This window comes from Mycobacterium triplex, from assembly GCF_000689255.1.
Taxonomy (GTDB): Bacteria; Actinomycetota; Actinomycetes; order Mycobacteriales; family Mycobacteriaceae; genus Mycobacterium; species Mycobacterium triplex.
Genome location: NZ_HG964446.1, coordinates 1,389,835 through 1,408,978 on the forward strand (window position 1 = coordinate 1,389,835; position 19,144 = coordinate 1,408,978).

Genomic DNA, 19,144 nt, shown 5'->3' on the forward strand with positions numbered 1-19,144 from the left:
GTGCTCGACGTCAACTTCTTCGATGAACTCCGTATCGGCCTGGCGACGGCGGAGGACATCAGGCAATGGTCTTACGGCGAGGTCAAGAAGCCGGAGACGATCAACTACCGCACGCTCAAGCCCGAGAAGGACGGCCTGTTCTGCGAGAAGATCTTCGGACCGACTCGCGACTGGGAGTGCTACTGCGGCAAGTACAAGCGGGTTCGCTTCAAGGGCATCATCTGCGAGCGCTGTGGCGTCGAGGTGACTCGGGCCAAGGTGCGTCGCGAGCGGATGGGACACATCGAGCTGGCCGCACCGGTCACGCACATCTGGTACTTCAAGGGCGTGCCTTCGCGCCTGGGGTACCTGCTCGACCTGGCGCCGAAGGATCTCGAGAAGATCATCTATTTCGCCGCCTACGTGATCACCGCGGTCGACGACGAGATGCGGCACAACGAGCTTTCGACGCTCGAGGCCGAAATGGTGGTGGAACGCAAGGCCGTTGAGGACCAGCGCGATGCCGACCTGGAAGCCCGTGCGCAGAAGCTGGAGGCCGACCTGGCCGAGCTGGAGGCCGAGGGCGCGAAAGCCGATGCGCGCCGCAAGGTTCGGGATGGCGGCGAGCGTGAGATGCGCCAGATTCGCGACCGTGCCCAGCGCGAGCTGGACCGGCTGGAGGACATCTGGACGACGTTCACCAAGCTGGCTCCCAAGCAGCTGATCGTTGACGAGAACCTCTACCGCGAACTCGTCGACCGCTACGGCGAGTACTTCACCGGGGCCATGGGTGCGGAGTCGATCCAGAAGCTGATCGAGAACTTCGACATCGACGCCGAGGCCGACATCCTGCGTGACGTCATCCGAAACGGTAAGGGGCAGAAGAAGCTTCGTGCTCTGAAGCGGCTGAAGGTGGTCGCGGCGTTCCAGCAGTCGGGCAACTCGCCGATGGGCATGGTGCTCGACGCGGTGCCGGTGATCCCGCCCGAGCTGCGCCCGATGGTGCAGCTCGACGGTGGCCGGTTCGCCACGAGTGACCTGAACGACCTGTACCGCCGCGTGATCAACCGCAACAACCGCCTCAAGAGGCTGATCGACCTCGGTGCACCCGAGATCATCGTCAACAACGAGAAGCGGATGCTGCAGGAGTCCGTGGACGCGCTGTTCGACAACGGCCGTCGCGGCCGCCCGGTCACCGGGCCGGGTAACCGTCCGCTCAAGTCGCTGTCGGATCTGCTCAAGGGTAAGCAGGGCCGGTTCCGGCAGAACCTGCTCGGCAAGCGTGTCGACTACTCGGGCCGTTCGGTCATCGTGGTCGGCCCGCAGCTCAAGCTGCACCAGTGCGGTCTGCCCAAGCTGATGGCGCTGGAGCTGTTCAAGCCGTTCGTGATGAAGCGGCTGGTCGACCTCAACCACGCGCAGAACATCAAGAGCGCCAAGCGCATGGTCGAGCGCCAGCGTCCCCAGGTGTGGGACGTGCTCGAAGAGGTCATCGCCGAGCACCCGGTGCTGCTGAACCGCGCGCCCACCCTGCACCGCCTCGGCATCCAGGCTTTCGAGCCGATGCTGGTGGAAGGCAAGGCCATTCAGCTGCACCCGTTGGTGTGTGAGGCGTTCAACGCCGACTTCGACGGTGACCAGATGGCGGTGCACCTGCCGCTGAGCGCCGAGGCGCAGGCCGAGGCTCGCATCCTGATGCTGTCTTCCAACAACATCCTGTCGCCCGCGTCCGGCCGCCCGCTGGCCATGCCGCGTCTGGACATGGTGACCGGGCTGTACTACCTGACCACCGAGGTGGCCGGGGCCGAAGGCGAATACCGCGCGGCCACCGACGACCAGCCGGAGCAGGGTGTGTACTCCTCGCCGGCCGAGGCGATCATGGCGTCCGACCGCGGGTTGCTCTCGGTGCGTGCGGCGATCAAGGTGCGGTTGACGCAGTTGCGTCCGCCGGCCGAGATCGAGGCCGAGTTGTTCGGCCAGAACGGTTGGCAGCCGGGCGATTCCTGGATGGCCGAGACGACCCTGGGTCGGGTGTTGTTCAACGAGCTGCTGCCGCTCGGCTATCCGTTCGTGAACAAGCAGATGCACAAGAAGGTGCAGGCCGCCATCATCAACGACCTGGCCGAGCGCTACCCGATGATCGTGGTCGCGCAGACCGTCGACAAGCTCAAGGACGCCGGTTTCTACTGGGCGACCCGCAGCGGTGTCACGGTCTCGATGGCCGACGTGTTGGTTCCGCCGCGCAAGAAGGAGATCCTCGACCACTACGAGGACCGGGCCGACAAGGTCGAAAAGCAGTTCCAGCGTGGTGCTTTGAACCACGACGAGCGCAACGAAGCGCTGGTGGAGATCTGGAAGGAAGCCACCGACGAGGTCGGTAAGGCGCTGCGGGAGCACTACCCGGCCGACAACCCGATCATCACGATCGTCGACTCGGGCGCCACGGGTAACTTCACCCAGACCCGAACGCTGGCCGGCATGAAGGGTCTGGTGACCAACCCGAAGGGTGAGTTCATCCCGCGTCCGGTCAAGTCGTCGTTCCGCGAAGGCCTGACCGTGCTGGAGTACTTCATCAACACGCACGGTGCTCGAAAGGGCTTGGCCGACACCGCGTTGCGTACCGCCGACTCGGGGTACCTGACCCGTCGTCTGGTGGACGTTTCGCAGGACGTCATCGTCCGTGAGCACGACTGCGAGACCGAGCGCGGCATCATCGTCGAGCTGGCCGAGCGTCAGCCCGACGGCACCCTGATCCGTGACCCGTACATCGAAACATCGGCGTACGCACGGACTTTGGGCGCCGACGCGGTCGACGAGGCCGGCAACGTCGTGGTCGCGCGCGGTGAGGACCTGGGTGATCCGTCGATCGAGGCCTTGCTGGCCGCGGGCATCACGCAGATCAAGGTGCGTTCGGTGCTGACGTGCACCACCGGTACCGGTGTGTGTGCGACTTGCTACGGGCGTTCGATGGCGACCGGAAAGCTGGTCGACATCGGCGAGGCCGTCGGTATCGTGGCCGCGCAGTCCATTGGTGAGCCCGGTACCCAGCTGACCATGCGTACTTTCCACCAGGGTGGTGTCGGTGAGGACATCACCGGCGGTCTGCCGCGGGTGCAGGAGCTGTTCGAGGCCCGGGTGCCGCGCGGCAAGGCGCCGATCGCCGACGTCACCGGGCGGGTTCAGCTCGAGGACGGCGAGCGCTTCTACAAGATCACCATCGTTCCCGACGACGGTGGCGAGGAAGTCGTCTACGACAAGCTCTCCAAGCGGCAGCGGCTGCGTGTGTTCAAGCACGAAGACGGTTCCGAGCGAGTGCTTTCCGACGGTGACCACGTCGAGGTGGGCCAGCAGCTGATGGAAGGCTCGGCCGATCCGCACGAGGTGCTGCGCGTGCAGGGGCCCCGCGAGGTGCAGATCCACCTGGTCCGCGAGGTCCAGGAGGTCTACCGCGCTCAGGGTGTGTCCATTCACGACAAGCACATCGAGGTGATCGTGCGCCAGATGCTGCGCCGCGTCACCATCATCGACTCCGGCTCGACCGAGTTCCTGCCGGGTTCGCTGATCGACCGTGCGGAGTTCGAGGCGGAGAACCGTCGGGTGGTGGCCGAGGGCGGCGAGCCCGCGGCCGGACGTCCGGTGCTGATGGGTATCACGAAGGCGAGCCTCGCCACCGACTCGTGGCTGAGTGCGGCGTCGTTCCAGGAGACCACGCGAGTGCTGACCGATGCGGCGATCAACTGCCGCAGCGACAAGCTCAACGGTCTGAAGGAGAACGTGATCATCGGAAAGCTGATCCCGGCCGGTACCGGAATCAACCGGTACCGCAACATCCAGGTGCAGCCGACCGAGGAGGCCCGCGCCGCGGCGTACACGATCCCGTCCTACGAGGATCAGTACTACAGCCCGGACTTCGGTCAGGCCACGGGTGCCGCGGTTCCGCTGGACGACTACGGTTACAGCGACTACCGCTAGTTCGACAACGAAAAGCCCCGGGTTTACGCCCGGGGCTTTTTCGTTGCGGCCGAGGCTTTTTCGTGCGCTCTCGCCTGGCCGCCGAGCGTGAAGTTAGCTTCACGTTCGCGGATTCGGTTGCACCATCGCGCGGATCAGGTCGGAGAACTCCGCCGGCGTGTAGTTGCGGTGCCAGTGCCGAAGGTAAACGTCCTTCGGCAGGATCAGTACATCCACGTCGTCCTCGGCGACCACCGTGGAATTCCGGAAATCGCCCCGGACGACGCCGGTGACGCCCAGCGGCTCCCACGGGTGGACCCGAAAGTAGTCGTAGCCGCCCGACGGCCGGCCGCGCAGCCCGAACGACAGCGGGACGTAGACAAAGCTCGCCCGCGCACCGACTTCGGTCAGGCATTCGCCGGGCGAAAGATGGCTCAGGCGTGCGCTTTTGAATCCGAGGTCGGGGTCGATGTGGTCGGTGCGGTAGCCGCGACTGGCGACGTTGCGCAGCAAGGCCGTGCGTTGCTCGTGGTCCCAGTCGAGCGCGTCGGCCGCCAGGAATCGGCGCCGCTCCAGCTCGGGAGCGTTGCGCAGGGCCGGCACGCAGACGACACGGTCCTTGAGCGACGGAACGCGGTTGATCACCAAATCGGCTACCAGCGGCGCGAATTCGGGATTGTCTTCGGTGTGTTCAAGCAGCAGGCAGGTGCGCCGGCCGCCGTTTTCGCCCGTCCCACCGACGAAGCTGTCGACGACGTCGGCCTGGATGTCGTCGACGATGATCGACGCGTTGTGCGCCGCGCGGCGCTCCGCCTCCTCCGAACCGAAGCTGCCCCGAAAAAAGGCGAAGCGCAGGTCGCCTTCGTGGGTGACTTCGCAGACCTCGAGGTTGGCCTCGCCGGCATTGAGCGGGCTGTCGCCCTCGAGAAGGTAGGTCCGCCCTTCCCGGTCATGCAGGGCGTAGACCGCGTTCGCCGTGCGCTGGTCGATGAAAATCTGGTAGCTGCCCGAGGTGCGCAAGTGGGTGCCGCGCTGTCGCAGGGCATCCGCGCAGCGCAGGCAGCGGATGGTGTCCACGATGTCGGCGACGAACTCTTGGGCTTGCGGCGCAACGACTTCCAGCCAGGCAAAGGCGGTGTTCTCGAAATCGTCGTAGTGGCGGGCCAACAACTGTGCCCGGTGCTCGTCCAGCGCCTCCGGCCTCGCCGCGCGCTGCAACGCGCTTCGGTGGACAGTGCGCTCATCGTCGCTGCGGCTCTTCGTAAGCTGCTTGGCGTGATACAGCGCCTCCAGCGGATGACTCAGGATGTGGAGCATCCTTTCGCGCAGTGCCGTAGTGTCGTTGAGCACCGCGGCGGGCACGGCGCTCTTGCTATGGGCGTAGCCCAGCGACGCGAGTTCACGCAGGATCCGTTGCGGGGGCCCGTCGAACACGCCGGCGCTGGTTAGGCGCAGCACCCGCCAGGCCAGGTTGCCGACGTTCTCCTCCCACAGAATGTCGACGATCTCGTCGAAGTCCACGCCGAAAGCCTCCTGGCCGCCGAACTCCGCATGCACCAATCGCCCAAAGGGATTCAGGTCGGACATCCCGATGTCGTGAACGTAGGCCAGCAGGCAGCCGTAGCTCGTCATGAAGTCCAGGCGACGCCGCGGCCGCTCGGCGATCTTGACGCCCGAAACGTTGGCGATCATGTCGACAATGCGATGGGCGACATCGCGCATGTGCATCACGCCGTGATCGGTGAACAGCGCCAGGTGGCTGATCGGATCCTTTAGGAACGCCGGATCCTTTGCCACCTCCTCGAGGGTCAGGCTCGCGTTCACCTTCGAGTAGTAGTTGCGCTCGATGAGTTCGCGGATGCGCGCCGGAAGCAGCAGGTCCAGTGTGGCATCGGTGTCCGTCAGTCCGGATTCGTCGAGCTGTCGCGTGTTGGGCATTCGAATCCACCGCCGAATCCGTCGAGCATCCGTGTTTGCTCAGACGATCTCACGTTCTCCTCGCGGGGTCCAGCGGGTGTACTCACCCGTCGGCCCCGAAACTAGACTGGCCAACGTGCTGATCGGTTCGCACGTCAGTCCGCAAGACCCGCTGGCCGCAGCGGGGGCCGAGGGCGCTGACGTAGTACAGATATTCCTCGGCAACCCGCAGAGCTGGAAGCCGCCCAAGCCTCGCGAGGACGCCGCGGTGCTCAAGGCCGCGGCGCTGCCGATCTACGTGCATGCGCCCTACCTGATCAACGTCGCGTCGGCCAACAACAAGGTACGGATCCCGTCGCGCAAAATCCTGCAGCAGACCTGTGACGCGGCCGCCGACATCGGCGCGGCGGCGGTCATCGTGCACGGTGGCCACGTCGCCGACGACAGCGACATCGACGAGGGTTTCCAGCGCTGGCGCAAGGCGCTCGACCAGCTGGAGTCCACCGTGCCGGTGTACCTGGAAAACACCGCGGGCGGCGACCACGCGATGGCCCGCCACTTCGACACCATCGCCCGGTTGTGGGATGTCATCGGCGACACCGGAATTGGCTTCTGCCTGGACACCTGCCACACCTGGGCGGCCGGTGAGGCGCTGGTCGGTGCCGTGGAGCGCATCAAGGCCATCACGGGCCGGATCGACCTGGTGCATTGCAACGACTCCAAGGACGAGGCGGGCTCGGGCCGGGACCGCCACGCGAACCTGGGCACCGGCCGGATCGATCCCGGCTTGTTGGTCGCCGCGGTCAAGACCGCGGACGCGCCGGTGATCTGCGAGACCGCCGACGAGGGCCGCAAGGACGACATCGCCTTCTTGCGGGAGAACACCACCGGCTGAGCTGGGGGGCGGGCACGTCGACGCGTATTACAGCTCTTGTGCGGTTGTTGGAAAACTGTAATATGGGTGGCATGTCAGACACGCATGTCGTCACCAACCAGGTCCCGCCGCTGGAGAACTACAACCCCGCGACATCACCGATGCTCGTCGAGGCCCTGATCCGCGAGGGCGGGCAGTGGGGCATGGATGAGGTGCACGCGGTCGGGGCGTTGTCGGCCAGTCACGAGGCCCAGCGCTGGGGTGAGCTCGCCGACCGCAATCAGCCCATCCTGCACACCCACGACCGCACCGGGCACCGGGTCGACGAGGTCGAGTACGACCCGGCCTACCACGAGCTGATGCGCGCGGCGATCGGGCACGGCATGCACGCCGCGCCGTGGGCCGACGACCGCCCGGGCGCGCATGTGGTGCGGGCCGCCAAGACCTCGGCGTGGAACGTCGAGCCGGGCCACGTCTGCCCGATCTCGATGACCTATGCCGTCGTCCCGGCGCTGCGCTACAACCCCGAGCTGGCGGCCGTGTACGAGCCGCTGCTGACCAGTCGCGAGTACGACCCGGAGCTCAAGCTGGCCACCACGAAGGCCGGCATCACCGCGGGCATGTCGATGACCGAGAAGCAGGGCGGCTCCGACGTTCGCGCCGGCACCACCCAGGCCACCCCCAACGGCGACGGCACCTACAGCCTGATCGGCCACAAGTGGTTCACCTCGGCGCCGATGTGCGACATCTTCCTGGTCCTCGCGCAGGCGCCGGGCGGGCTGTCGTGCTTCATGCTGCCGCGCATCCTGCCCGACGGCAGTCGCAACCGGATGTTCTTGCAGCGCCTCAAGGACAAGCTCGGCAACCACGCCAACGCCTCGAGCGAGGTGGAATACGACGGCGCCATCGCCTGGCTGGTGGGCGAGGAGGGCCGCGGCGTGCCGACCATCATCGAGATGGTCAACCTCACCCGACTGGACTGCACCCTGGGCTCTGCCACCAGCATGCGTACCGGTCTGACCCGCGCCATTCACCACGCCCAGCATCGGAAGGCGTTCGGCGCCTACCTGATTGACCAGCCGCTGATGCGCAACGTGCTGGCCGACCTGGCCGTCGAGGCCGAGGCCGCCACGATCGTCGCGATGCGGATGGCCGGTGCCACCGACAACGCGCTGCGCGGGGACGAGAAGGAAGCGCTGCTGCGCCGGATCGGCCTGGCGGCCAGCAAGTACTGGGTGTGCAAGCGCTCCACCCCGCACGCCGCCGAAGCGCTGGAATGCCTGGGCGGCAACGGCTATGTCGAAGAGTCCGGCATGCCGCGGCTGTACCGCGAGGCGCCGCTGATGGGCATCTGGGAAGGCTCCGGCAACGTCAGTGCGCTGGACACCCTGCGCGCCATGGCTACTCGGCCCGAATGCGTCGAGGTGTTGTTCGCCGAACTCGACGAGAGCACGCGACAGGATCCGCGGCTGGGCGGCCACGTCGAGCGGCTACGTCAAGACCTGAGCGACCTGGACACGATCGCCTACCGCGCCCGCAAGGTTGCCGAGGACATCTGCCTGGCCCTGCAGGGCTCGCTGCTGGTGCGCCATGGTCATCCCGCCGTCGCCGAGGCATTTCTGGCGACCAGGCTGGGCGGACAGTGGGGCGGCGCGTTCGGCACCATGCCGACCGGGCTGGATCTGGCGCCGATCCTGGAGCGGGCCCTGGTAAAGGGCTGAGCCACAACATGACTCATGCGATCAGGCCGGTCGACTTCGACAACCTGAAAACGATGACCTACGAGGTCACCGACCGGGTTGCGCGGATCACCTTCAATCGACCGGAAAAGGGCAACGCGATCGTCGCGGACACCCCGTTGGAGCTCTCGGCGTTGGTCGAGCGGGCCGATCTCGACCCGAACGTGCACGTCATTCTGGTATCCGGCCGCGGCGAAGGCTTTTGCGCGGGTTTCGACCTGTCGGCCTATGCCGACGGCTCCGGCTCGGCCGGCGGCACGGGGGCGTACAAGGGCACTGTGCTCGACGGTAAAACCCAGGGGCTCAACCACATGCCGGATCGGCCGTGGGACCCGATGATCGACTACCAGATGATGAGCCGATTCGTGCGCGGGTTCTCCAGCCTGATGCACGCCGACAAGCCGACGGTGGTCAAGATCCACGGCTACTGCGTGGCCGGCGGCACCGACATCGCGCTGCACGCCGACCAGGTGATAGCCGCGGCCGACGCCAAGATCGGCTACCCGCCCACCCGGGTGTGGGGTGTCCCGGCCGCGGGCCTGTGGGCGCACCGGCTCGGCGACCAGCGTGCCAAACGTCTTTTGTTCACCGGTGATTCGATCACCGGCGCGCAGGCCGCCGAGTGGGGGCTGGCCGTCGAGGCGCCGGACCCGAAGGACCTCGACGAGCGCACCGAGCGGCTGGTGGCGCGCATCGCCGCGGTTCCGGTCAATCAGCTGATCATGGTCAAACTCGCGCTGAATTCCGCTCTGCTGCAACAGGGTGTGGCCACCAGCCGGATGGTCAGCACGGTGTTCGACGGTGTCGCCCGGCACACCCGGGAGGGGCACGACTTCGTGGCCGACTCCGTCGAGCACGGATTCCGCGAAGCGGTCCGGCATCGCGACGAACCGTTCGGCGACTACGGCCGCCGCGCCTCCGGAGTGTAACCGTGCCGAACATGACGGCCCGGTCCGTGGTGCTGAGCGTGCTGCTCGGCGCTCACCCGGCCTGGGCGACCGCGAGCGACTTGATCAGGCTGACAGCCGATTTCGGGATCAAGGAGACGACGCTGCGGGTCGCACTGACCCGCATGGTCGGCGCCGGCGACCTGATCCGCTCCGCGGACGGCTACCGGCTCTCGGATCGGCTGCTGGCCCGCCAAACCCGCCAGGACGAGGCGATGCGGCCGCAGACCCGGGCCTGGCACGGCGACTGGCACGTCGTGGTCGTCACCAGTGTGGGAACCGACGCCCGCACCCGGGCCGCGCAGCGAGCCAGCATGTACCGCAAGCGTTTCGGTGAACTGCGCGAGGGGGTGTGGATGCGGCCCGCCAACCTCGACCTCGACCTGGAACCCGATGTCGCCGATCGGGTCCGGGTGCTCACGGCACGCGACGACGCACCCGAGCAGCTGGTCGCCGAGCTGTGGGATCTGCCCGCGTGGGCCAACGCCGGTGACCGGTTGCTGGACGAAATAGCCGCTGCCTCAGACATTCCCGGCCGGTTCGTGGTGGCCGCCGCGATAGTCCGGCACCTGCTCACCGACCCGATGCTGCCCGCCGAACTGCTGCCCGACGATTGGCCGGGCGCGCGGCTGCGCAGCGTCTACCACGACTTCGCGACCGAATTGCTGCAGCGGCGCGATGCAACTCAACTTCTGGAGGCGAGATGACTGATCCGGTGCGGGTGGAGCGCAACGGCCCGGTGACCACGGTGATCCTCAACCGGCCCGGCGCGCGGAATGCGGTCAACGGTCCGACGGCCGCCGCGCTGTATGCGGCGTTCGACGAATTCGACCGCGACGATTCCGCTTCGGTGGCCGTGCTGTGGGGCGACGGGGGAACCTTCTGTGCGGGAGCCGATTTGAAGGCCTTCGGCACGCCCGAGGCCAACGCGGTCCACACCACCGGGCCCGGCCCGATGGGCCCGTCGCGAATGGTGTTGTCCAAACCCGTGATTGCCGCGGTGAGCGGATTTGCCGTCGCGGGCGGTCTGGAGCTGGCCATCTGGTGCGATCTGCGGGTGGCCGAGGAGGATGCCGTGTTCGGGGTGTTCTGCCGCCGCTGGGGAGTGCCGCTGATCGACGGCGGCACCGTGCGGCTGCCTCGCCTGATCGGGCAAAGCCGGGCGATGGACATGATCCTGACCGGCCGCGGCGTCAAGGCCGACGAAGCGCTCGCAATGGGACTGGCCAATCGCGTTGTGCCCAAAGGTCAAGCGCGACAGGCCGCCGAGGAGTTGGCCGCCGAGTTGGCCGCGCTGCCGCAGCAGTGCCTGCGATCGGATCGGCTTTCGGCGCTACAGCAGTGGGGATTGCCCGAATCGCAGGCAATCGACCGAGAATTCGCCAGCATTTGGAAGGTGGCCGCGGAGGCCAACGAAGGGGCGGGGCGGTTCGCGGCCGGCGCCGGCCGGCACGGGGCCTCCGCAAGCTAGACGAGCCGGCTAGGCGTCAGCTGCCCTTGTTGATGGTGTTGCCCGAGCCGAGGTTGTCCACCTTCGGGTCGCCGTCCTTATAAGTGATGGTGTTGTCCAGGCCCAGCACCGTGATGCGGGTGTCGACCTTGTCGATGGTGATCTTGTTGTTGGCGCCGCCGACGTTCACCGTCGCGCAGCTGCCGGTGACCGTCAGGGTGTTGTTGGACCCGGCGACATTCAGCGATTTGCCGGTCGCGCAGTCGAGCGTGGCCGTTGTCCCCACCGATCCGTAGTTCAGCGTGTTCCCGATCTCGACGGACGCGGTGGTGCTTTCGCTGCCCGACGTCGTCGGCGCGGCCGCGCCGGTCGTCGTGGTGGTCGCGCTGGTCTTCGTCGACGTGCTGGGGCCGCCGGGAGGGTTGGCGGTCGAACTGCAACCGGACAGCACGACCGCCGCCACGGCGAGTACCGCGAGTTTGGACGAACGGTCAGTGATGTGCACGCGCATATTCCCCTTCTCGGTACCGCGGTCGCTGCGCCTCAGGCGGGCACCTGCTGCAGCCGGTTGACCATTCCCAGTTCGCGGCCGCGATCCCACAGGATCGGCGAACCGTTGTGAAAGAAGACGGTCTGGTCGTAGCCGTACACCGTGATGTCGTGCGTGACCGAGTCCGCGATGATCGTGTTGCCCGAGCCCATCACCGTCACCGCCCAGCAGTTGCCCAGCGCGTTGACCGAATTGCCGGTGCCGTTGACGTACAGGGTCCCGTCGTTGCAGTCCAGGGTCTGGCTGGTGTTCTGCCCGATGACGTGGGTATCGCCGTTCTTGGCGTGCGCGGCCGGCGCGAGCGCGGCGAGGGTGGCCGCGATCGCGATGACACAGGTTGCAAGCGACCCGGCGGCGGTTCTGCGGTGCACCGCGACCCCCTTCGCGTCAGGCGGTATCTGCTGGACTGAGCCTACGTGCATTTGCCTGCTCGATGGCAAATATTTTTCGTCGCGGTCAACCGCGACCCACCCCGGTTACGTCCGAGTAGATTGGCGACTCTGTCAACTAGAGTCATTAGTTGGCCTGCACTCTGGTCCACCGCAATCGAAGGGCGATCGCCATGGCAGTTCATCCGGAACAGCCGTCGGCGGCAGCGCGCCAACGTGGCGGCAGGTCTGCGTCCCGGCCGGGAAAGCTGAGCCGCGACGGCATCGTCGACGGAGCACTGACGTTCCTGGACCGGGAGGGCTGGGACTCGTTGACCATCAACGCGTTGGCGACGCAACTGGGCACCAAGGGGCCGTCGCTCTACAACCACGTGGACAGCCTGGAGGACCTGCGCCGCGCCGTGCGGATCCGGGTGATCGACGACATCATCACGATGCTGAACCGCGTCGGGGAGGGACGGGCCCGCGACGACGCGGTGCTTGTCATGGCCGGTGCCTACCGCAGCTACGCCCACCACCACCCGGGGCGGTACTCGGCGTTCACCCGGATGCCGCTGGGCGGCGACGACCCCGAATACACCGCGGCAACCCGGGGAGCGGCCGCACCCGTGATCGCGGTGTTGTCCTCCTATGGTCTCGACGGCGAGGAGGCCTTTTTCGCCGCGCTGGAATTCTGGTCCGCGCTGCACGGGTTCGTATTGCTGGAAATGACCGGTGTCATGGACGACATCGACACCGATGCGCTGTTCACCGAGATGGTGTTGCGGCTGGCAACGGGCCTGGACAGGCGCATGCCACCGGACGGCGCCGCACCGAACTGACCGTCGGCCGCCCGACTGTGGCGGGCCGCCGGCCGCCGCTTTGACCTGCCAGACCAGCGGCGGGTATTGTGGTGGCTCGTGCCTGGCGGCTTACGGCGCCTGACGTAAGGAAGTGAATGCCGGGCGAATTCGCATGTCCACCACGCATCGGATGATTCCGGTGCTTGAGCGGGTGCGACACACCCGGCCGCGGGGTAGTGCGGCGGGGGATAACCGCAGTACAGAGACTTAAGAGCAGCAAGACGACGTCGAACACAGAAAGCCGGTAGATGCCAACCATTCAGCAGCTGGTCCGCAAGGGTCGCCGCGACAAGATCGCCAAGGTCAAGACCGCGGCCCTGAAGGGCAGCCCGCAGCGCCGTGGCGTATGCACCCGCGTGTACACCACCACCCCGAAGAAGCCGAACTCGGCGCTTCGGAAGGTTGCGCGTGTGAAGCTGACGAGCCAGGTCGAGGTCACCGCCTACATCCCGGGCGAAGGCCACAACCTGCAGGAGCACTCGATGGTGCTGGTGCGCGGTGGTCGTGTGAAGGACCTGCCCGGTGTGCGCTACAAGATCATCCGTGGATCGCTGGACACCCAGGGTGTCAAGAACCGCAAGCAGGCTCGCAGCCGTTACGGCGCCAAGAAGGAGAAGAGCTGATGCCGCGCAAGGGGCCCGCGCCGAAGCGCCCGTTGGTCAACGACCCGGTTTACGGGTCGCAGCTGGTGACCCAGCTGGTGAACAAAGTCCTGCTGCAGGGGAAGAAATCGGTCGCTGAGCGCATTGTTTATGGTGCGCTCGAGCAGGCTCGCGATAAGACCGGCACCGATCCGGTCATCACGCTCAAGCGCGCTCTCGACAACGTCAAGCCCGCCCTGGAGGTGCGTAGCCGCCGCGTCGGTGGTGCGACCTACCAGGTGCCCGTCGAGGTGCGTCCGGATCGGTCCACCACGCTCGCGCTGCGCTGGCTTGTCAGCTTCTCGCGGCAGCGCCGGGAGAAGACGATGATCGAGCGGCTGGCGAACGAGATCCTGGACGCCAGCAATGGCCTCGGGGCTTCCGTCAAGCGGCGCGAGGACACCCACAAGATGGCCGAGGCCAACCGCGCCTTTGCGCACTATCGCTGGTAGGCGCCCGCGCGGGCGCCAGACCGGCACCGATGCCGGAGGCGTAACGACAGCTAACCAAGCAATCGAAAGAGTGGGAAGACTTCTGTGGCACAGAAGGACGTGCTGACCGACCTGACCAAGGTCCGCAACATCGGCATCATGGCGCACATCGACGCCGGCAAGACGACGACGACCGAGCGCATCCTCTACTACACCGGTATCAGCTACAAGATCGGCGAAGTCCACGACGGCGCCGCCACCATGGACTGGATGGAGCAGGAGCAGGAGCGCGGAATCACGATCACCTCCGCGGCCACCACCTGCTTCTGGAATGACAACCAGATCAACATCATCGACACACCCGGGCACGTCGACTTCACCGTCGAGGTGGAACGCAGCCTGCGTGTTCTCGACGGTGCCGTTGCCGTGTTCGACGGCAAGGAGGGCGTCGAGCCGCAGTCCGAGCAGGTGTGGCGTCAGGCCGACAAGTACGACGTGCCGCGGATCTGCTTCGTCAACAAGATGGACAAGATCGGCGCCGACTTCTACTTCTCGGTGCGCACGATGGAAGAGCGCCTGGGCGCCAACGTCATCCCGATCCAGTTGCCCGTCGGCTCCGAGGGCGACTTCGAAGGCGTCGTCGACCTGGTCGAGATGAAGGCCAAGGTGTGGAGCGCCGAGGCCAAGCTCGGCGAGAAGTACGACGTCGTCGACATCCCGGCCGACCTGCAGGAGAAGGCCGACGAGTACCGCACCAAGCTGCTCGAGGCGGTCGCCGAGACCGACGAGGCGCTGCTGGAGAAGTACCTGGGCGGCGAAGAGCTCACCGTCGCCGAGATCAAGGGCGCCATCCGCAAGCTGACCATCAGCTCGGAGGCCTACCCGGTGCTGTGCGGCAGCGCGTTCAAGAACAAGGGCGTGCAGCCGATGCTGGACGCGGTCATCGACTACCTGCCCTCTCCGCTCGACGTGCTGCCCGCCGAGGGCCACGTCCCCGGTAAGGAAGACGAGCTGATCACGCGCAAGCCGTCGACCGACGAGCCGTTCTCCGCGCTGGCGTTCAAGGTCGCCACGCACCCGTTCTTCGGCAAGCTGACCTACGTCCGGGTGTACTCGGGCAAGGTCGACTCCGGCAGCCAGGTGATGAACTCCACGAAGGGCAAGAAGGAGCGGCTGGGCAAGCTGTTCCAGATGCACTCCAACAAGGAGAACCCGGTGGAGACCGCGTCGGCGGGACACATCTACGCGGTGATCGGCCTCAAGGACACCACCACCGGTGACACCCTGAGCGACCCGAACCAGCAGATCGTGCTCGAGTCGATGACCTTCCCCGACCCGGTCATCGAGGTGGCCATCGAGCCCAAGACGAAGAGCGACCAGGAGAAGCTGTCGCTGTCGATCCAGAAGCTCGCCGAGGAAGACCCCACCTTCAAGGTGCATCTCGATCAGGAGACCGGCCAGACCGTGATCGGCGGCATGGGCGAGCTGCACCTGGACATCCTGGTGGACCGGATGCGGCGCGAGTTCAAGGTCGAGGCCAACGTCGGTAAGCCGCAGGTGGCCTACAAGGAGACCATCCGGCGCGCGGCCAACAACGTCGAGTTCACCCACAAGAAGCAGACGGGTGGCTCGGGCCAGTTCGCGAAGGTGATCATCAACCTCGAGCCGTTCACCGGCGAGGACGGTGCGACCTACGAGTTCGAGAACAAGGTCACCGGTGGCCGCATCCCGCGCGAGTACATCCCGTCGGTGGACGCGGGTGCCCAGGACGCGATGCAGTACGGCGTGCTGGCCGGCTACCCGCTGGTGAACCTGAAGGTCACCTTGCTCGACGGTGCCTACCACGAGGTTGACTCCTCGGAAATGGCGTTCAAGATCGCGGGGTCACAGGTGCTGAAAAAGGCTGCGCAGCAAGCCCAGCCGGTGATCCTCGAGCCGATCATGGCGGTCGAAGTGACCACACCCGAGGACTACATGGGTGACGTGATCGGCGACCTGAACTCTCGCCGTGGCCAGATTCAGGCCATGGAGGAGCGGGCGGGTGCGCGCGTCGTTCGGGCGCACGTGCCGCTGTCGGAGATGTTCGGCTATGTCGGCGACCTGCGGTCCAAGACTCAAGGCCGGGCGAACTACTCCATGGTGTTCGACTCGTATGCCGAAGTCCCGGCGAACGTCTCGAAGGAGATCATCGCCAAGGCGACGGGCGAGTGAACACCAGCTCGGAGTAACCTAGCCCGGTTACCACCGCGGCACTTACAACAACATCAACACTGCTTTTCAAAAGCACCAACAAGTCCAGGAGGACACAGAAGTGGCGAAGGCGAAGTTCGAGCGGACGAAGCCGCACGTCAACATCGGGACCATCGGTCACGTTGACCACGGCAAGACCACACTGACCGCGGCGATCACCAAAGTCCTGCATGACAAGTACCCGAACCTCAACGAGTCGCGCGCTTTTGACCAGATCGACAACGCGCCCGAAGAGCGTCAGCGTGGTATCACCATCAACATCTCCCACGTGGAGTACCAGACCGACAAGCGTCACTACGCCCACGTGGACGCCCCGGGTCACGCCGACTACATCAAGAACATGATCACCGGTGCCGCCCAGATGGACGGCGCGATCCTGGTGGTCGCCGCGACCGACGGCCCGATGCCGCAGACCCGCGAGCACGTGCTGCTGGCGCGTCAGGTCGGCGTGCCCTACATCCTGGTCGCGCTGAACAAGGCCGACATGGTCGACGACGAGGAACTGCTCGAGCTCGTCGAACTGGAGGTTCGCGAACTGTTGGCCGCCCAGGAATTCGACGAGGAGGCCCCGGTCATCCGCGTCTCGGCGCTCAAGGCGCTCGAGGGCGACGCGGAGTGGGTCAAGTCCGTCGAGGACCTGATGGACGCCGTCGACGAGTCGATTCCGGACCCGGTTCGCGAGACCGACAAGCCGTTCCTGATGCCCGTCGAGGACGTCTTCACGATCACTGGTCGTGGCACCGTGGTCACCGGCCGTGTCGAGCGCGGTGTGATCAACGTGAACGAGGAAGTCGAGATCGTCGGCATCAAGCCGACCAGCACCAAGACCACGGTCACCGGTGTGGAGATGTTCCGCAAGCTGCTCGACCAGGGCCAGGCCGGCGACAACGTCGGGCTGCTGCTGCGCGGTATCAAGCGTGAGGACGTCGAGCGCGGCCAGGTCGTGGTCAAGCCCGGCACCACCACCCCGCACACCGAGTTCGAGGGCAGCGTCTACATCCTGTCCAAGGACGAGGGCGGCCGGCACACGCCGTTCTTCAACAACTACCGTCCGCAGTTCTACTTCCGCACCACTGACGTGACCGGTGTGGTGACGCTGCCGGAGGGCACCGAAATGGTGATGCCCGGTGACAACACCAACATCTCGGTGAAGCTGATCCAGCCCGTCGCCATGGACGACGGTCTGCGGTTCGCGATCCGCGAGGGTGGCCGTACCGTCGGCGCCGGCCGGGTCGTCAAGATCATCAACTAGCTCTACAGGTCAAAGCCCGGACTCGCCGGTTTCGGCGGTCCGGGCTTTGAGCATTTCGGGCCCGCGGAACCTGCACAACAGGTTTGCCAATTTCCGGTAAGATCTGTCGATGTCCAGTCTGAAATTGACGGTAGGGGAAGTTGACCGTCGCGGCCTGGCCGGGAGGTTCGGATGTCGTTCGTGAATGCGACGCCGGAGTATGTGGCGGCCGCGGCATCAGACCTGGCAAAAATCGGGGCCGCCATCAACTACGCCAACTCGGCGGCGTCGGGCGCGACTTCGGCGGTCCAGGCCGCCGGCGCCGACGCGGTGTCGGCGAGCATCTCACACCTGTTCGGCGTCCACGCCGCGGCCTATCAGGCGATCAGCGCTCAGGCAGCGCTATTCCACCAGCAATTCGTCGAGCTCATGAGCGGCGGTGCGACGCAATACGCGGACACCGAGGTCGTCAATGCCGAGCCGCTGGCGGCCGCACCGCAGGCCGTGTTGGGCGCGGCCAACGTGTCCGGTCAGGCGATGAGCTCGCAGCAGTTCATCGGCGCGGCGGCGCAGGCGGGTGGCATGGCGTCGGGGGTGCCGGTGGCGGCGGGTGTGCAGCCGGGCGCCGTGGCGCCGGCCGCCACGGTGGCACCGGTGACGCCGGCAGCGGCGACGGTGACCCCGATGGCGGCCACCACCTCGCTGGCGGCCGCTCCGGCGGGGTCGGCGACGCAGGGTGACCCGGCCGCGACGCCGCACCCGCAAACACCGGCGTACGCACCGGTGGCGGCGGCGACCGCCGCGGCGGCAGCAACGACGGCGGCGGCGCCGGACGTGTCCAGCGCGGTAACCGCGTCGGCGGCCCCGGCGGACGCGGCAACCGCGGAACTCTCGTCGGCCACGATGCTGCCCGCGGCGATGCCGACCCCGTCGAATGCGCCGGCCGCGCCGCCCCCATCCGCCACCTCCAAAGGCCGGCCGCCAACCCCGTCGCGCTGACTGTCCTGGGCCGATGCCCGGACGCCGGTTGTGGATTAGGCGCACGCGTCGGCGCTAATCTGACACGAACTTCCCGGCGAGACGAGGAGACACACGTGTTGGCGCGCTATCTGAAGACGCAGTTGGTGGTTTTGCTGTGCGGCGGTTTGGTCGGGCCGATCTTTCTGGTCGTCTATTTCACGCTCAACCTCGGCAACGTGCTGCAGTGGATGTTCTACGTCGGGCTGCTCATCACCGTGGCCGACGTCCTCATCGCGCTCGCGCTGACCAACTACGGCGCAAAATCGGCGGCGAAATCCGCGCTGCTGGAGCAACACGGGGTGCTGGCGCTCGCCCAGATCACCGGGCTCGCCGAGACGGGGACCCGGATCAACGACCAGCCGCTGGTGAAGGTCGACCTGCACATCGCCGGACCGGGTTTCATGCCGTTCGACAGCCAGGATCGGGTCATCGCCAGCGTCACCAGGTTGGGTAACCTCACCGCGCGCAAGCTCGTAGTACTGCTCGACCCCACCACCCAGGAATACCAAATCGACTGGGAGCGAAGCGCTTTGGTCAATGGACTGGTGCCCGCGCAGTTTACGGTGGCCGAGGACAACAGGACCTACGACCTCAGCGGGCAAGCCGGACCGCTGATGGAGATCCTGGCGATCCTCAAGGACAACAATGTCCCACTCAACCGGATGGTCGACATCCGGTCGAATCCGGCGCTGCGACAGCAGATCCAAGCGGTGGTGCGCCGTGCGGCCGAGCAGGCACCGGCGCCGCAAGGCGCCCCGGCCGGGGCGGGCCCCGTCGGCACACCCCCGCAGACCTCGATCGCCGAGCGGCTCCAACAGCTCGAGACGCTGCGTGCCAGTGGCGCTTTGACCGACGAGGAGTACAACGCGCGCCGGACCCAGATCATCTCGGAGATCTGAACCCGTCACCTAGAACACGTTTCAGTTTCGCTGC

At 66.3% G+C, this 19,144-nt stretch carries 16 protein-coding genes; 13 read left to right on the plus strand and 3 right to left on the minus strand.

The genetic code is table 11. From position 1 onward, the window contains the following. Positions 1-3,951: a DNA-directed RNA polymerase subunit beta' gene (locus tag BN973_RS06480; RefSeq protein WP_036466669.1), complete on the plus strand. Its 3,951-nt coding sequence runs from the start codon at positions 1-3 to the stop codon at positions 3,949-3,951. A 99-nt stretch (positions 3,952-4,050) separates the two neighbouring features. Here BN973_RS06480 and BN973_RS06485 read toward each other — a convergent pair whose 3' ends face one another. Next, a complete protein-coding gene (locus tag BN973_RS06485; RefSeq protein WP_036466670.1) occupies positions 4,051-5,868 on the minus strand; it encodes a hypothetical protein in 1,818 nt (605 codons plus the stop codon). Positions 5,869-5,983: 115 nt separating this feature from the next. On the opposite strand from BN973_RS06485, the gene BN973_RS06490 reads away from it, so the two are divergent. From BN973_RS06490 to BN973_RS06510, 5 genes are all read left to right on the plus strand, one after another. Next, complete coding sequence (locus BN973_RS06490; RefSeq protein ID WP_036466671.1) at positions 5,984-6,742, plus strand: deoxyribonuclease IV; 759 nt, start codon at positions 5,984-5,986, stop codon at positions 6,740-6,742. A 71-nt stretch (positions 6,743-6,813) separates the two neighbouring features. After that, on the plus strand, positions 6,814-8,442 hold the full coding sequence (locus tag BN973_RS06495) for an acyl-CoA dehydrogenase family protein (protein WP_036466672.1): 1,629 nt from the start codon (positions 6,814-6,816) through the stop codon (positions 8,440-8,442). Positions 8,443-8,450: 8 nt separating this feature from the next. Continuing rightward, on the plus strand, positions 8,451-9,389 hold the full coding sequence (locus BN973_RS06500) for a crotonase/enoyl-CoA hydratase family protein (protein WP_036466673.1): 939 nt from the start codon (positions 8,451-8,453) through the stop codon (positions 9,387-9,389). A gap of 2 nt (positions 9,390-9,391) precedes the next feature. After that, the gene (locus BN973_RS06505) at positions 9,392-10,114 is read left to right on the plus strand and encodes a PaaX family transcriptional regulator C-terminal domain-containing protein (RefSeq protein ID WP_036466675.1); all 723 of its coding nucleotides are present in this window, start codon (positions 9,392-9,394) and stop codon (positions 10,112-10,114) included. Continuing rightward, positions 10,111-10,878, plus strand: coding sequence for a crotonase/enoyl-CoA hydratase family protein (locus tag BN973_RS06510; protein WP_036466676.1), 768 nt, complete (start codon positions 10,111-10,113; stop codon positions 10,876-10,878). Before BN973_RS06505 ends, BN973_RS06510 begins: the two co-directional genes overlap by 4 nt. A gap of 16 nt (positions 10,879-10,894) precedes the next feature. Here BN973_RS06510 and BN973_RS06515 read toward each other — a convergent pair whose 3' ends face one another. Together BN973_RS06515 and BN973_RS06520 are read right to left on the minus strand one after the other, a co-directional pair. After that, the gene (locus BN973_RS06515) at positions 10,895-11,368 is read right to left on the minus strand and encodes a DUF3060 domain-containing protein (protein ID WP_036466677.1); all 474 of its coding nucleotides are present in this window, start codon (positions 11,366-11,368) and stop codon (positions 10,895-10,897) included. A 32-nt stretch (positions 11,369-11,400) separates the two neighbouring features. After that, positions 11,401-11,778 (minus strand): DUF3060 domain-containing protein, encoded by a 378-nt coding sequence (locus tag BN973_RS06520; protein WP_036472105.1) that lies wholly within the window; start codon positions 11,776-11,778, stop codon positions 11,401-11,403. Positions 11,779-11,969: 191 nt separating this feature from the next. Here BN973_RS06520 and BN973_RS06525 point away from each other — a divergent pair, with 191 nt between their 5' ends. From BN973_RS06525 to BN973_RS06555, 7 genes are all read left to right on the plus strand, one after another. Further along, the gene (locus BN973_RS06525; protein WP_036466678.1) at positions 11,970-12,617 is read left to right on the plus strand and encodes a TetR/AcrR family transcriptional regulator; all 648 of its coding nucleotides are present in this window, start codon (positions 11,970-11,972) and stop codon (positions 12,615-12,617) included. 269 nt (positions 12,618-12,886) lie between these two features. After that, the gene (gene rpsL, locus BN973_RS06530; RefSeq protein ID WP_007167812.1) at positions 12,887-13,261 is read left to right on the plus strand and encodes a 30S ribosomal protein S12; all 375 of its coding nucleotides are present in this window, start codon (positions 12,887-12,889) and stop codon (positions 13,259-13,261) included. Beyond that, positions 13,261-13,731, plus strand: coding sequence for a 30S ribosomal protein S7 (rpsG, locus tag BN973_RS06535; protein WP_025738357.1), 471 nt, complete (start codon positions 13,261-13,263; stop codon positions 13,729-13,731). The genes rpsL and rpsG overlap by 1 nt, the downstream gene beginning before the upstream one ends. 84 nt (positions 13,732-13,815) lie before the next feature. Continuing rightward, positions 13,816-15,921, plus strand: coding sequence for an elongation factor G (gene fusA, locus BN973_RS06540; RefSeq protein WP_036466679.1), 2,106 nt, complete (start codon positions 13,816-13,818; stop codon positions 15,919-15,921). Positions 15,922-16,021: 100 nt separating this feature from the next. Beyond that, positions 16,022-17,212 (plus strand): elongation factor Tu, encoded by a 1,191-nt coding sequence (gene tuf / locus BN973_RS06545; protein WP_036466681.1) that lies wholly within the window; start codon positions 16,022-16,024, stop codon positions 17,210-17,212. A gap of 171 nt (positions 17,213-17,383) precedes the next feature. Further along, positions 17,384-18,190, plus strand: coding sequence for a PE family protein (locus BN973_RS30340; RefSeq protein WP_084163318.1), 807 nt, complete (start codon positions 17,384-17,386; stop codon positions 18,188-18,190). A 95-nt stretch (positions 18,191-18,285) separates the two neighbouring features. Beyond that, positions 18,286-19,110: an SHOCT domain-containing protein gene (locus tag BN973_RS06555; protein WP_036466682.1), complete on the plus strand. Its 825-nt coding sequence runs from the start codon at positions 18,286-18,288 to the stop codon at positions 19,108-19,110. Positions 19,111-19,144: the final 34 nt, after the last annotated feature.